At 59.5% G+C, this 12,068-nt stretch carries 15 protein-coding genes and 1 tRNA gene; 10 read left to right on the top strand and 6 right to left on the bottom strand.

Annotated features, from left to right (window positions below; genetic code table 11):
• Positions 1-210: 210 nt before the first annotated feature.
• From rplM to CPA54_RS06340, 3 genes are all read left to right on the top strand, one after another.
• Entirely contained in the window at positions 211-681 is a 471-nt protein-coding gene (gene rplM, locus CPA54_RS06350) for a 50S ribosomal protein L13 (protein WP_043558027.1), read from the top strand.
• Between the two features lie 11 nt (positions 682-692).
• The gene (gene rpsI, locus CPA54_RS06345) at positions 693-1,196 is read left to right on the top strand and encodes a 30S ribosomal protein S9 (RefSeq protein WP_043558030.1); all 504 of its coding nucleotides are present in this window, start codon (positions 693-695) and stop codon (positions 1,194-1,196) included.
• 214 nt (positions 1,197-1,410) lie between these two features.
• A complete protein-coding gene (locus tag CPA54_RS06340) occupies positions 1,411-2,496 on the top strand; it encodes a branched-chain amino acid aminotransferase (protein ID WP_043558032.1) in 1,086 nt (361 codons plus the stop codon).
• Between the two features lie 24 nt (positions 2,497-2,520).
• Here the strand turns inward: CPA54_RS06340 and CPA54_RS06335 are convergent, their stop codons facing one another.
• The 5 genes from CPA54_RS06335 to CPA54_RS06315 form a co-directional block, all read right to left on the bottom strand.
• Positions 2,521-3,276, bottom strand: a complete 756-nt coding sequence (locus CPA54_RS06335) for a tetratricopeptide repeat protein (RefSeq protein WP_043558452.1) — start codon at positions 3,274-3,276, stop codon at positions 2,521-2,523.
• A 118-nt stretch (positions 3,277-3,394) separates the two neighbouring features.
• Positions 3,395-3,481 (bottom strand) — tRNA-Leu (locus CPA54_RS06330).
• Positions 3,482-3,497: 16 nt separating this feature from the next.
• Positions 3,498-4,169: a SprT family zinc-dependent metalloprotease gene (locus tag CPA54_RS06325; RefSeq protein WP_249085862.1), complete on the bottom strand. Its 672-nt coding sequence runs from the start codon at positions 4,167-4,169 to the stop codon at positions 3,498-3,500.
• 7 nt (positions 4,170-4,176) lie between these two features.
• On the bottom strand, positions 4,177-4,671 hold the full coding sequence (locus tag CPA54_RS06320; RefSeq protein WP_043558037.1) for a YcgN family cysteine cluster protein: 495 nt from the start codon (positions 4,669-4,671) through the stop codon (positions 4,177-4,179).
• Positions 4,668-5,786, bottom strand: coding sequence for an extracellular solute-binding protein (locus CPA54_RS06315; protein WP_227449690.1), 1,119 nt, complete (start codon positions 5,784-5,786; stop codon positions 4,668-4,670). The genes CPA54_RS06320 and CPA54_RS06315 overlap by 4 nt, the downstream gene beginning before the upstream one ends.
• Positions 5,787-6,140: 354 nt before the next feature.
• On the opposite strand from CPA54_RS06315, the gene CPA54_RS06310 reads away from it, so the two are divergent.
• From CPA54_RS06310 to CPA54_RS06295, 4 genes are all read left to right on the top strand, one after another.
• A complete protein-coding gene (locus tag CPA54_RS06310; protein WP_043558039.1) occupies positions 6,141-6,584 on the top strand; it encodes a hypothetical protein in 444 nt (147 codons plus the stop codon).
• A 348-nt stretch (positions 6,585-6,932) separates the two neighbouring features.
• Positions 6,933-7,127, top strand: coding sequence for a DUF1656 domain-containing protein (locus CPA54_RS06305; protein WP_043558458.1), 195 nt, complete (start codon positions 6,933-6,935; stop codon positions 7,125-7,127).
• Positions 7,128-7,141: 14 nt separating this feature from the next.
• Positions 7,142-8,053, top strand: coding sequence for an HlyD family secretion protein (locus CPA54_RS06300; RefSeq protein WP_043558041.1), 912 nt, complete (start codon positions 7,142-7,144; stop codon positions 8,051-8,053).
• A gap of 1 nt (position 8,054) precedes the next feature.
• Complete coding sequence (locus CPA54_RS06295) at positions 8,055-9,563, top strand: efflux transporter outer membrane subunit (protein WP_249085860.1); 1,509 nt, start codon at positions 8,055-8,057, stop codon at positions 9,561-9,563.
• Here the strand turns inward: CPA54_RS06295 and CPA54_RS06290 are convergent.
• Entirely contained in the window at positions 9,560-10,522 is a 963-nt protein-coding gene (locus CPA54_RS06290) for a glycosyl transferase (RefSeq protein ID WP_249085859.1), read from the bottom strand. The genes CPA54_RS06295 and CPA54_RS06290 overlap by 4 nt on opposite strands.
• A 119-nt stretch (positions 10,523-10,641) precedes the next feature.
• On the opposite strand from CPA54_RS06290, the gene CPA54_RS06285 reads away from it, so the two are divergent.
• The 3 genes from CPA54_RS06285 to CPA54_RS06275 all read left to right on the top strand — a co-directional run bounded on the left by CPA54_RS06285 (position 10,642) and on the right by CPA54_RS06275 (position 12,029).
• On the top strand, positions 10,642-10,800 hold the full coding sequence (locus CPA54_RS06285; RefSeq protein ID WP_166651579.1) for a hypothetical protein: 159 nt from the start codon (positions 10,642-10,644) through the stop codon (positions 10,798-10,800).
• The gene (locus CPA54_RS06280) at positions 10,800-11,729 is read left to right on the top strand and encodes a DnaJ C-terminal domain-containing protein (RefSeq protein WP_043558046.1); all 930 of its coding nucleotides are present in this window, start codon (positions 10,800-10,802) and stop codon (positions 11,727-11,729) included. The genes CPA54_RS06285 and CPA54_RS06280 overlap by 1 nt, the downstream gene beginning before the upstream one ends.
• Positions 11,730-11,882: 153 nt before the next feature.
• The gene (locus tag CPA54_RS06275) at positions 11,883-12,029 is read left to right on the top strand and encodes a hypothetical protein (RefSeq protein WP_156878828.1); all 147 of its coding nucleotides are present in this window, start codon (positions 11,883-11,885) and stop codon (positions 12,027-12,029) included.
• Positions 12,030-12,068: the final 39 nt, after the last annotated feature.

The following is a 12,068-nucleotide window of genomic DNA, read 5'->3' as shown; positions in this document are numbered from 1 at the left end:
CATAAAAAATGGCTGTTCTCTGCCGCTTGTGGCGCAATGATCCAGAATTAAAGGGCTTGACCTTTTTCCCGTCTCCCGCAATAACGCCCACATCCTGAATCTGTTTCCGGCTTTCAGGGTGTCTGGCCTCTTACGGAGCCGGCATCGTCGGGGCAGTCCTTTTCCTGATGCCGCATTGTCCGTGGCATCTCAAACTGGAAATGATACGTCATGAAGACCACACTTTCGCTGAAACCCGCGGAGGTGACGAGAAACTGGATCCTGATCGATGCCGAAGGGCTGGTTCTGGGCCGTCTCGCCACCATCATTGCCAACCGTCTGCGCGGCAAGCACAAGCCGCAGTACACCCCGCATGTTGATTGCGGTGATGCGGTTGTCGTCATCAACGCCGAGAAGATCGCCCTGACAGGCAACAAGGTCGGCCAGAAGCTCTTCCATTACCACACCGGCCATCCGGGTGGTATCAAGGAGCGCACCATCACTCAGCGTCTCGAGGGCAAGAACCCCGGTCAGGTCGTGGAGAAGGCTGTCGAGCGCATGATCACCCGTGGTCCGCTCCAGCGCGCCCAGATGAAGCACCTGTACGTCTATGCCGGCACGGAGCACCCGCATGAGGGTCAGAAGCCCGTCAAGCTGGACGTTGCTTCCCTGAACCGCAAGAATACCTTGAAACGTCAGTAAGGCCTGTCATCATGTCAGAAACTCAAGAGCGCCCCGCCGCCGAGCTTACCGGCACTTTGCAGGACCTGGCCAATGCGGCTCCTGCTGTTGCCAATGCAGCTCCCGTCTATGAAGCCAAGCGTGATGCGCAGGGCCGTTCCTACGCAACGGGCCGCCGTAAGGACGCCGTCGCCCGTGTGTGGATCAAGCCTGGCAAGGGTGAGATCACCGTCAACGGCCGCCCGGTCACGAATTATTTCGCACGCCCCGTGCTGCGCATGCTGATCACCCAGCCCTTCCTGCTGACAGATCGCTACAACCAGTTTGACGTGTATTGCACGGTCACTGGCGGTGGTCTTTCCGGTCAGGCTGGTGCGGTCCGTCACGGTATCTCCCGTGCCCTGACCCACTACGAGCCGGAGCTGCGTGGTGTGCTGAAGATGGCTGGCTTCCTGACGCGTGACAGCCGTGTCGTCGAGCGTAAGAAGTACGGTAAGGCCAAGGCCCGCCGTTCCTTCCAGTTCTCCAAGCGCTGATCTTTCAGCCATACGGAAAACTGGCCTGCGCCGGAAAAACCCTCACCCTGCCGGGTGGGGGTTTTTTTATGGTGCATGTCTGGCATTCATGAAATAAAGTTTCAAAAATATGGTCTTGAAAGACATAGTATTCCATATATTAGTCTCTTGACGGAACAGCACATAAATTCCGAAATGTGACATCTTTGAACCGACCGGGAAGGCAGGAAGCATCATGGCAGAGTTCAGCATTGAACGGACAGAGACCCCTACATCAGCCGAGCAGCGGCAGGCCCTGATGGTGGACCCAAAGTTCGGGCGTGTCTTTACGGACCATATGGCCGTCATCCGTTATACGGATGAAAAGGGCTGGCATGACGCCAGAATTATTCCTCGTCAGCCTTTGCAGATCGACCCGGCATCGACCGTCCTGCATTATGGGCAGGAGATTTTCGAGGGGCTGAAAGCCTATCGTGGCAAGGGGGGGGCTGTTACGCTGTTCCGGCCGGAGGCCAATGCTGCCCGGTTTGCGGCGTCAGCCCGCCGCCTTTCCATGGCCGAGCTGCCGGAGGAGCTCTTCCTCGGGTCCATCAAGGCCCTGCTGAAGGTGGACCATGACTGGGTGCCCACCAATCCGGAGCAGAGCCTCTATCTGCGGCCGTTCATGATCTCCAATGAAGTGTTTCTTGGCGTGAAACGGGCCAATGAATATCTGTTCGTCGTGCTGGCCAGCCCTGTAGGGGGGTATTTCAGTGGTAATGGCAGCATCCCGGTCTGGGTGTCGGAGCAGTATACACGGGCGGCTCCCGGTGGCACGGGTGAGGCCAAATGTGGGGGCAATTACGCAGCCAGTCTGCTGCCCCAGCAGGAGGCGGCGGACCATGGCTGTAGCCAGGTGCTGTTCCTTGATGCGAAGGAACGTCGCTTCATTGATGAAATGGGCGGCATGAACGTCATGTTCGTCCGCAAGGATGGCAGTGTGGTCACACCACCGCTTGGTGGGACGATTTTGCGAGGCATCACGAGGGACAGCATCCTCAAGCTGGGCCGCAGGATGGGCCTGACCATGGTTGAGGAGCCTCTGGCCATAGATGATGTCTTCAGGGCTGCCGCTGCTGGTGAGATCACGGAGGCCTTTGCCTGCGGCACGGCGGCAGTCATTTCACCGATTGGTGAATTCCGCCGGGATGCTGGCTCCGTGGCGTTTGGTGATGGAAAAACGGCTGGGCCGGTTACCATGAAGCTGCGCAACGCCCTGTGCGCTCTCCAGCGTGGTGAGGAAGCGGACCCGTTCGGCTGGGTTCATACCGTTTCCCTGTGAGGGAAGAGCGCAGGCCGGGTGTTGTCAGTCATCGCCCGGCAGGACTGTTTTCAGCCGCTGCCTGAGTGTTTCCATGAGGTCCGGGTCCTGTGGGGCTCCGGGCCTTTCCAGCTCCCGCTGCATGGCCTGAAGAATATCTGGCGTGGCGTCCTTTACGGCCATGCGCCAGTAGCGCAGAGCATCTTCCGGCTGCCCCATACCCATCAAGGCGGTAGCATAATTATGCTGCCCCCGGTAATCGCCTCCGTCAGCAGAGCGCTGATACCATTCCAGAGCGGCAAGGGGATTGGCGGGGGTCTCCCATCCCTCCTCAATGAAACGGGCCAGCAGGTTCATGGATTTCGCATGGCCTCGCAGAGCTGCCCGACGGAAGAGAAGGAAGGCGGTTCGCCGGTCTGCCTGCACTCCCAAGCCCCGCATGTGGCAGATGCCGAGATTGTAGATGCCCCACAGGTCATCCAGCTGCGCAGCCCGGCTGTAATGGCGGACAGCTTCTGTCAGATCCAGCGGGCACCCCCAGCCGAACTGTGAACAGCGGCCCAGCATGTTGTGGGCCGGGCCATAACTGGCAGAAGCCGCAATGGTGAACCACTCCCGTGCTTTGTCCACATCCCGGGGGACATACTCGCTGTCCAGCAGGGCTTTCCCCCAGAGAACCTGCTCCAGTACATGGCCGTTCCGTGCCTTCTGGTAGATTTCTGCAAGATTGTCCGGCAGGTCGGGCTCTTGCGGATGGGCGGAAGAACGGCTGAAGAAGCGACGGAATCGGGCGAATACCATGGCGTTCCTTACTTTGCTGGACGGGTGCCAGGCCTTGGGATCAAACTGATAATCTTTTGCAGGAAGATAGAGCCGGGCTGCATGGAAAGGCAATGGTACCGGGCAGAAAAGGCGCCTCTGGTGCGCGCTGCGGGACTTGAACCCGCACGTTCTGACCGAACTCGAGATTTTAAGTCTCGTGCGTCTACCATTCCGCCAAGCGCGCAGAGGAAGCGGGCATTTTATATCATGGCCAGCAGATGAGCACCATTCTGTGAAAGCCATTTTTCAGCTTTTTTGCGCCCCGGCTGTCCGCCCGGGGCGTATTGGTCCACAAGCACCCAGAAGGCCGGCCCATGGTTGAAATGGCGCAGATGGGCGAGCTCATGCACCATCACGTAGGTGTAGATGTCCGGCGGAGCCATGATGAGCCGCCAGCTGAGCATGATGCGCCCTTGCCTTGTGCAGCTGCCCCAGCGGCTTTTGACATCCCGCAGGCTGAATTTTGCTGGTGAGGCCTCCATACGGAGGCTCTGTTGCCGGAAGAGGGGCGGGAACAGGCTTTCGGCACGGCGCTTCAGAAAGGAGAGCAGATGGCGGGCATGTTCTTCGGGAGGGTGGCCCACATGCAGCCCTTTGTCTGTCAGGCGTGTACGGCCATCCAGTATTATGGTGGGGAGGATGGGAATGGCCTGCCCCTCCAGCCATATCTGGCCCTGATCGACTGCCGGAGGAGGGAGGTCTGCCATGGCCTGTGCCAGCCATTGTGACTGGCTCTGGAGGAAGCGCAGCCCCTGTTGGCGGGTGGCTCCAGCAGGGAGGGTGATGACAATGGCCCGTCGGCGGAGGTCCAGACGGAGAATGATCCGCCGGGCCCGGGAGGACATACGCCAGAGAACGGGTGGAAGAAGCACGGGAGTGTCAGCTGTTGCCATTCTGACGGAGCGCAACGCAGGGTGGGGCGCCCTCCGGCCAGGTACCGGGCCAGTCGGCGATGTGGTTTTCCAGCAGGCCGGCCCGGCGTTCGCTGATGCAGCGGCCACTGGCCGAGGCGCCGGCCTTCAGCACGGTGTCGTCCGTTCCACTGCGAAGGGGATGCCATTCCGGCAGGTCGAACCCGTCCCGCAGGAGGCGATAGGCGCAGCTCGGGGGCAGCCAGTCGATGTCGTCCAGCAGGGCCGGGGTCAGGGAGATGCAGTCCGGAATTTTTTTCTGGCGTCGCTCATAGTCGGTGCAGCGGCATGTCTGGGTATCAAGGAGACGGCAGGAAACGTCCGTCCAGATGATCTCATCGGTGTCTTCGTCCCGCAGCTTGTTCAGGCAACAGCGGCCACAGCCGTCACAGAGAGATTCCCATTGGCTGGCTGTCATGTCCTGAAGGGAAGTGGTTCGCCAGAAGGGAAGGTGATCTGTCATCGTGTGGTCTGTTCTGTCGTCAGGGGCCTGGAAAGAGGAGTGTGGGTGAGCCATGCGTTAAAGCGCTCACTCAGCAGCAGTTCATGTGTTGCCCAGAAACCGTCGCTGATTTCAAGTGATTCGGCAGGAATGGGGGAAGGAGGATAGGGCAGGTGTGGTGGGTTCTTCAGCAGGAGGGTGCGGATTTCGTTGGCCTGCTCAGTGGGCAGTGTCGCCGGAATTGCCCACATGGCGGGACTGTACAGAACGTTGCCCATCTCTGCCTGATAAGGTCGCACCAGTGTGTTTCTTGCCTTGGGAGAGAGAATGATGGCGCCGGGGGTGATTCCCATCAGCACGGCCTGTTTCTGGAGGATATGGTAGGCCTCGGAGGGAGAGCGCCACCAGATTATATAGGGCCGCAGCTGGTTGAGCTTGTGGAAGGCCCGGTCGATCCCTGCCGGGGTGGAGAGCTGGGCGTAGACCTGGTTGGGGGGGACGCCATCAGCCAGCAGGGCAATCTCCAGCGTCATGCGGGGGCCCCGGAAGAAGGCTCGCTGTCCGGGATAGCGGGCAACATCCCACAATGTTGGCCAATGTGGTGGGGTGGTGATGCGGGATGTATCCCAGAAGAGGACATTGCGGAAAAAACCGGCCGGCCGACCACAACGGCCCAGGGCATGGAGGGGCTGCAACCAGGCTCGTGCACAGGCGATGGCCGATTCCGTGCTGTTCAGCATGATGGCCTGTACGGTCTGTGGATAGGCAAGGGCCTGCTGTTCTATTTCGTCCAGTCCACGTCCTTCACGGCTCAGGAAAGCAAGATTCATGGAGGTGGAATCACGCAGTATCGGGCCGATGAGATCATGCTCTGGAATGGCCCAGTAATAGGTCCTGTCCTGTGGGGCAGGGTCGGTCTGTGTGCTGGCCGCATCCGCCATGGCGGAGACAGGGGCTGCGCCAGCCATGGCTGTGAGGGCCAGACAGAGTGCAGGCAAACGCCCGATGGATGGATGAATTTTGTCCAGGAACTGCCTGACAGGACAAACCGCCCGCATGATGGAACGGAACAGACGGTGCCCCGTGTGGGGCAGTGAGGGGTGTTTCTGGCAGCTCCGGGGGCGGACTGTTTTCATGACGTAGCGGCACCGTACGGACTTGAAGTGGCGGTGGGATTCAATGGACAGGATAAATGCATGGAAGTGGTTGAGATGAAAGGATATTACATGATGATTCTTGAAACTTCGTTACAGAGGGGAGAAGAAAAAAGAATCAGAACATCTTTATGCCTTTTTTTCTTGATAAAATGAGGAAATATTTTCCATTCAACCTTTAATGAGGGATGGGTAGCGCCGCTTCATGGGGTGCTTTGGCTTTTTCCCGTGCAGTGCTATAGGTGAGGGAATGGTCGGTGGAGGGGTGTGTTCTGTCCTCCCTCTGGCAAGGGCCTTGGTGTTTTTCATGAATCTGGAAGGGGCAGCAGTCGTATCATGAATGGTCTACTGGAACTTGGTCAGGCAGTGCTCGCTGCCCAGGGAAAAATTTTCAGGGAATGTGCAAAACGGCACGGTATCCGGCTGTGCTTCCTTGTCGTGGCTCTCGTGTTTCTCGGCTTTGCAGCCATTACCCTGCACGGAGTGTTCTGGGCCTTTTTCAGGCAGGTCTGCCATCTGGGTCTTCTGCTGTCTGCTACCTGTGTACTGGGGATAGACCTGCTGTTTTTCATCATTTTCCTGCTTCTGGCGGTGCGTGCTGGTCATTCCGGCCTGGCAGAGGCCCGCGCCCGCATGGAGCGGGACAGGAAGATGCATGAGCTGAAGCAGAGCTTTGCGTTGACGTCCCTGCTTGGTCTCGCCAGTGGTCCAGTGGGCCGTTATGCGGGTGGGCAGGCATGGCGTATGGCCAAAGGTGTCTTCACACGCCGGAAAAAGTGATTTTGTCGGTTCCATAGGCATATGAGACAAAAGAAGCGGCCTTCAGGGGCCGCTTCTGCTATGGGCTTTCTGTTTCCAGGTGGGTTCCATCTGGTCAGACGCCTGTAATTGACGTTAAGAAGTGGTAAGAGCTGCTTCTGCCTCTGTGGTTGAAACGGGAAGATGGCCTGGCGGTGGTGCCGTGTCGTCCTCTGGATGGATACCCGGCATGGTACCTTCGGGAGGGAGCAGAGTCCGGCCCGTCTGGACGGACGCCGGGCCTTTTGCAGGTGCGATAGGGAACAACGTGAGCAAAGCATCAGACACATCACCCGCCCGGTCCCGTTCTTTCGGGGATTGCGGCGCATGATGCTTTCGGAAGTCAGCCTCTGCGGAGTGTTCGTTTCTCCAATAGCTGTTTATGCTGTCTGCGCAGTGCTGGTGACTCTGGCCCTGCGCTATGTGTTGTGGCGTCTCGGAGCATTGGGCTGGTTCTGGCATGTCGCCCTGTTTGAGATTGCCCTGTATGTCTGTGTTCTCTGTCTTCTGGTTATTTTCGTCTGAGGTGGAGCGGGGGTATGAACTGGTTTCGGCGTCTTGTACGTCCATTGCTGACACTGATCATCATCGCTCTGGCTATTGGTCTGGGGTATGTCGTGTGGGACCTTTATGTCCTTGATCCCTGGACACGTGATGGTCGTGTCCGTGTTTACGTCGTTACGGCCACGCCTGAAGTGTCGGGAACGGTCGTGTCTGTTCCGGTTGTGGACAACCAGTTCGTTCATAAGGGGGATCCGCTTTTCACGGTGGATCCACTGCGTTTCAGGCTCAGGATCGATGAGGCACGGGCCCGTCTGGCGGGTGTGACGGAAGATTACAAGCTGAGCGTCATGAATGCGAAGAGGCGGCGCGGGCTTGGTGGCGTCGTGTCCCGTGAGGAACAGGATGTGTTCGACTCCGAGATGGAAGTACGCCGGGCACGGCTGGAAGAAGCCCGGTCTGCCCTCGATACGGCCCTGCTCAATCTTCAGCGTTCCACGGTCTATTCTGCCGTGGATGGCTACGTGACCAATCTCAATCTGCGTGTCGGTGATTATGTGACGGCTGGACAGTCCCGCATGGCCGTGATCGATGCGAACAGCTATTGGGTCTATGGTTATTTTGAAGAAACCAAGATGCATGGTGTGCATGTTGGTGATGAGGCCCGTATCAAGCTCATGGGATATCGTCATGTCCTGCGGGGGCATGTCGTCAGTATTGGCCGAGGCATCAATGATGCAAACGGCATGTCGGACAGGCTCGGCCTGCCAGATGTGAATCCGATCTTCACATGGGTACGGCTGGCTCAGCGTATTCCCGTGCGTATTGAAATTGATGAGATGCCGCCAGAGGTCATTCTGTCTGCAGGCATGACAGCCACCGTGGCGGTGGGGAAGGCAAAAGCCGGAGGCAGGGGGCTGTTGACGACATGGCTGCAGGATCACCTGTGAGATGAAGATGCGGTTTGTTCCCCTTGTTGTCAGCAGCTGTCTTTTCTTGACGTCCTGCATGGTCGGACCGGAATACAGGCCGGACAGGATGAAAGTGCCGGGCCATTTTGCCAGTGAGCCCCACCCCGCCACCAAGGAGGAAATTGCCGAGACGGAAGCCAACCTCCGGGACTGGTGGGCGCAGTTTCACGATCCTGTTCTGGACAGACTGGTGGAGCAGACCATCAGAGGGAATTACGACCTTCAGGTGGCCACCCAGCATGTTCTGGCTGAGCAGTCTGTCCGGCGGCAGGCACAGGCCAACTGGTATCCCCAGCTGGATGCCAATGCGGGTGGGGGAGACAACCGCTACTCCATCAATGTTGACAACTGGCCCCTGCGCCCGGGCAACCCGAACAATCACCCCCATGCGTCTGTGCTGACCTATGGCGCCCGGGCAAGCTGGGAGATTGATGTTTTTGGCCATATTTCCCGGCAGGTGCAGGAGCGTAAGAGGCTGGTGGAAGTCAGCATCGAGGAGCGGCGGGGACTGCTGCTCTCTCTGCTGAGCCAGCTGGTGACAGACTATGTTGAGCTGCGGACCATCCAGACCCGCATGAGCGTGACAGAGGATTCCATCCGCACGGCTCGGGACAGTACCCAGCTGGTGGAGAGGCTCTTCAATAATGGCGTCGGCAATACGCTGGCCATTGCCCAGTCCCGGACGGAAGAACATGCCGAGCTGGCTCGTCTGCCCCCCTTGCGGGCGCGGCAGGAGCAGCTCATCCATGCCATCAACGTGCTGATGGGTGAGATGCCCGGTAAGGAACAGCCTGATCTTGAAGAGCGGCGGCCCATCCCGACCCTGCCCCCGTTCCCGGCCATGCTGCCTTCCGCCGTGCTGACCAACCGGCCCGACATCCGTTCGGCCGAGCGGCGCTATGCGGCGAGCGTCTCCCGCATCGGAATCACGATTTCCAATCTGTATCCCAATTTCAGCATCCCGCTGACCTTCAATCCCAATGCCTCTGCCGCCTATCAGGCGTTCCAGATTGGAGGGATGAGCTGGAATGTCATGATGATGGCCTCCCTGCCCATCCTGCATGGGGGTAAATACAGCGCCCAGATCGCCCAGGCCAGAAGTGAGGCGGAGGCCAGTCGCCTGCAATATCGTCAGACTGTTCTGAATGCTTTTCGGGAAGTGGAAGACAGCCTCGATGACTGGCATCAGGACAGCGAGCTGGTGCGGGAAGAACGGGAGGCCGCCACGCAGGCCGGTCTGGCCCTGTCCCGTGCCCGCAAGCTCTATGCCGCCGGGCTGACGGGCTATCTGGATGTTCTCAACTCCCAGCAGACCTACCTGTCCCGCCGGGTGGCCGCCGTGTCGGCTACTGGCAAGCGCATGGATGATGCCATCTCGCTCTACATTGCTTTCGGTGCCGGTTGGCAGGGGCGGGAACTTTCCAACACCACCCTGAAGGTGGAACAGCATGAGAGCAAGGACATGATCCTGCGGGCCTTCAGCCGTTAGGTCATATCTGGCTGGCGGGTGTCCCGGTAAGCCTGCATCGTGCTGAACCGCAGATTGAGGGCCTGTGTTCCTCCTGCCCGGTCGGGCACGTCCATCGTCACGGTCGGGTCCAGCCGCATGGCGTCGTGCCCGGCGAGATGGACGATGCCGACAGGGCGGTGCGGAAAAGTGACCTCGCAGAGCAGGCCCGTTCGTGAGTCGATCTGCCACGGTCCCAGATAGTTGCATCCGGCAGGCATCAGGGCGGTGGCGTAGCCATCGTGATAGCTTGTCAGGGCCATGGCGAGCTGGCCGGAGCTGAATATCTTGCCGTGCCGCAGGGCTTCTTCCTGCCAGTGGCGGAGCCGGGGCCAGTGCGGAGCCGTGCGGGAGAGGGCGAAAACACCGGCATTGAGGGTGGGGCGCACGCCGATATGACGGCATATCGCCCGGGGCAGCCGGGCCAGACGGGAATTCTTGTACAGGATGGTGCGGAGCTGCACGAGGCCGAAGGGCAGCCAGCGCAGCCGGAACAGCGGCTTGTGCAGGAAGAGTTCCGGCGTGATGGCCAGAGCGTGCGGCGTCTGCTCGGCGGCCTGGAAGAGAAGCTCCACGGCCTGACAGTCCTGCACCCAGGCATCTGCATCGATCCATACCAGCGTGTCATGCTCCGGGAAGAGCTGGTCCAGCCACATCTTGGAGAGTTCGATGGCCAGATTGGGGCGCCTGCGCATGGCCCATCGTGAGACATGAGGAAAGGCTCTCGGGGTACGGACAGTGATGCCATTCTGCTCCAGCCATGTGACCTGTTTCCGCTTCAGCCCGCCATCAATGCAGGCGACCGGCAGCCCGGCCAGCTCCGGGAAGCGGCGGATGGAAGCGACCAGCTCCTGAAGCAGGGGAAAATAACGGCTGTCGCTGCCTGTAATGATGAGGCGGCGGGAAAGGTTGGCAGGGGAGGGGCTGTCAGCATGCAGCATGAAGAACTGTCTTTCGGCAAGGTCTGGGAAAGTGTCGGGAAATGCACGGGCAAAAATTCATTCTCTATTGACCTTACCTTACAGGCACACCACTTCTTTGGGAAAGAAAGGTTTTTTCCATGACAGGCACACCAGTACAGTCAGCCGCCGATTTCCTGCGCCCCCGGGTGCAGACCCTCATCAGGGAGGCGGAAGCTGCTGGCTATTCCAGAAGCAGGGTTCTGGCCGTGCTGATCGACCTGCTGGATGATACGGATCTGGAGGATACAGGACAGTAATGGCGACTGACCCATATAAGGTTCTTGGCGTAAGCAGTACAGCGTCGGAGAAGGAAATCCGCAGCGCCTACCGTCGGCTGGTCAAGCAGTATCACCCCGACCGCAACCCCGGTGATACCAAGGCGGAGGAGCGCTTCAAGGAGATTGGCAAGGCGTACGAGATTGTCGGTGACGAGGAGAAGCGCGCCCAGTTCGATCGTGGCGAGATCGATGCGGATGGCCAGATGAGGGGTCCCTTTGGCGGGGGCGGTTTTGGTGGCGGTGCCGGGGCCGGTGGCCCAGGTGGTGGCTTTGGCGGATTTGGCGGTTTCTCGGGCGGTGGTTTCAATCCGGAGGATCTGGGGGACATTTTCGGTGCCTTTGGTGGTGGGGGCGGTGGTTTCCGGTCTGCCCGTCCCCGGCGGGGCGAGGACCTGCATGGCGAGCTGCGTATCAGCATGGAGGAATGTGCTCTTGGTACCCGGCGTGATGTCAGCCTTGGTGGAGGGCGTGAGGTGTCCGTCACCATTCCTGCGGGCATCGAGGATGGCAAGACGCTTCGTCTTAGGGGGAAAGGTCAGCCGGGGCAGCCCGGCATGGATGGTCGGCCCGGCCCTGCCGGGGATGTGCTGCTGAAGATTCATGTGGCGGAAGACCCTTATTACAGGCGTGAGGGGCGGAATTTGCGTGTCACGCAGGATGTTGACCTCCATACGGCCATTCTGGGTGGCAAGGTGCATGTCCGTACCCCGGGTGGAACGGTGGCGCTGAAGGTCAAGCCACATTCTGACAGTGGCACGGTCCTGCGTTTGACTGGTCGTGGTATTGCGGCGGATAAACGGCATGAGGCGGGAAATCTGCTGGTGACCCTGCGTGTTGTGCTGGGGACCATTTCGCCGGAGCTGGAAGCCCTCGTGCGGCGTGAAGCCGAGGAGAAAACGGAGAGCTGAGGGCCAGTCCCTGCTGGAGTGTGGTGTGTGGCAGGGTGGTGAAAAAGGAAGGCAGGCCCTCTGTCCCGCTTTGGGATGTGAAGGGCCTGCCTCTGGTGTGTTGGTGATGGCCCTGCAAGGGGTTGGGAGTGGCGGGGAAAGGACGGGTTAGCCATGGTCTGGGGGATGTCTTTCTGGCTGCGTGTCAGACAGTCCAGCGTTCTGGGAGCATTGGTGGCCATCGTGTTTGTTGTGGCCCTGTGTGTGCTGGGCCTGGTGGGGATTGCCCACGTGGATGGGTTCCACCTCGCAGGGGGCTGATTTTTGCGCTAGTGAGGAGGGAGCCAGTGTCCTTCCCGT

The organism is Parasaccharibacter sp. TMW2.1890, from assembly GCF_023337645.1.
Classification (GTDB): Bacteria; Pseudomonadota; Alphaproteobacteria; order Acetobacterales; family Acetobacteraceae; genus Bombella; species Bombella apis.
The sequence above is the reverse complement of the archived record's forward strand: the minus strand, read 5'-3'. Positions and strand labels throughout refer to the sequence as shown.

Excerpts from the sequence above, each read along its gene's own strand:
- CPA54_RS06280 (WP_043558046.1), top strand. The coding sequence starts at position 10,800 with ATGGCGACTGACCCATATAAGGTTCTTGGCGTAAGCAGTACAGCGTCG.
- CPA54_RS06320 (WP_043558037.1), bottom strand. The coding sequence starts at position 4,671 with ATGACAGATCACCTTCCCTTCTGGCGAACCACTTCCCTTCAGGACATG.
- CPA54_RS06300 (WP_043558041.1), top strand. The coding sequence starts at position 7,142 with ATGAACTGGTTTCGGCGTCTTGTACGTCCATTGCTGACACTGATCATC.
- CPA54_RS06295 (WP_249085860.1), top strand. The coding sequence starts at position 8,055 with ATGAAGATGCGGTTTGTTCCCCTTGTTGTCAGCAGCTGTCTTTTCTTG.
- CPA54_RS06335 (WP_043558452.1), bottom strand. The coding sequence starts at position 3,276 with ATGGTATTCGCCCGATTCCGTCGCTTCTTCAGCCGTTCTTCCGCCCAT.
- CPA54_RS06315 (WP_227449690.1), bottom strand. The coding sequence starts at position 5,786 with ATGAAAACAGTCCGCCCCCGGAGCTGCCAGAAACACCCCTCACTGCCC.
- CPA54_RS06310 (WP_043558039.1), top strand. The coding sequence starts at position 6,141 with ATGAATGGTCTACTGGAACTTGGTCAGGCAGTGCTCGCTGCCCAGGGA.
- CPA54_RS06285 (WP_166651579.1), top strand. The coding sequence starts at position 10,642 with ATGACAGGCACACCAGTACAGTCAGCCGCCGATTTCCTGCGCCCCCGG.
- rpsI (WP_043558030.1), top strand. The coding sequence starts at position 693 with ATGTCAGAAACTCAAGAGCGCCCCGCCGCCGAGCTTACCGGCACTTTG.
- CPA54_RS06275 (WP_156878828.1), top strand. The coding sequence starts at position 11,883 with ATGGTCTGGGGGATGTCTTTCTGGCTGCGTGTCAGACAGTCCAGCGTT.
- CPA54_RS06340 (WP_043558032.1), top strand. The coding sequence starts at position 1,411 with ATGGCAGAGTTCAGCATTGAACGGACAGAGACCCCTACATCAGCCGAG.
- rplM (WP_043558027.1), top strand. The coding sequence starts at position 211 with ATGAAGACCACACTTTCGCTGAAACCCGCGGAGGTGACGAGAAACTGG.
- CPA54_RS06290 (WP_249085859.1), bottom strand. The coding sequence starts at position 10,522 with ATGCTGCATGCTGACAGCCCCTCCCCTGCCAACCTTTCCCGCCGCCTC.
- CPA54_RS06305 (WP_043558458.1), top strand. The coding sequence starts at position 6,933 with ATGCTTTCGGAAGTCAGCCTCTGCGGAGTGTTCGTTTCTCCAATAGCT.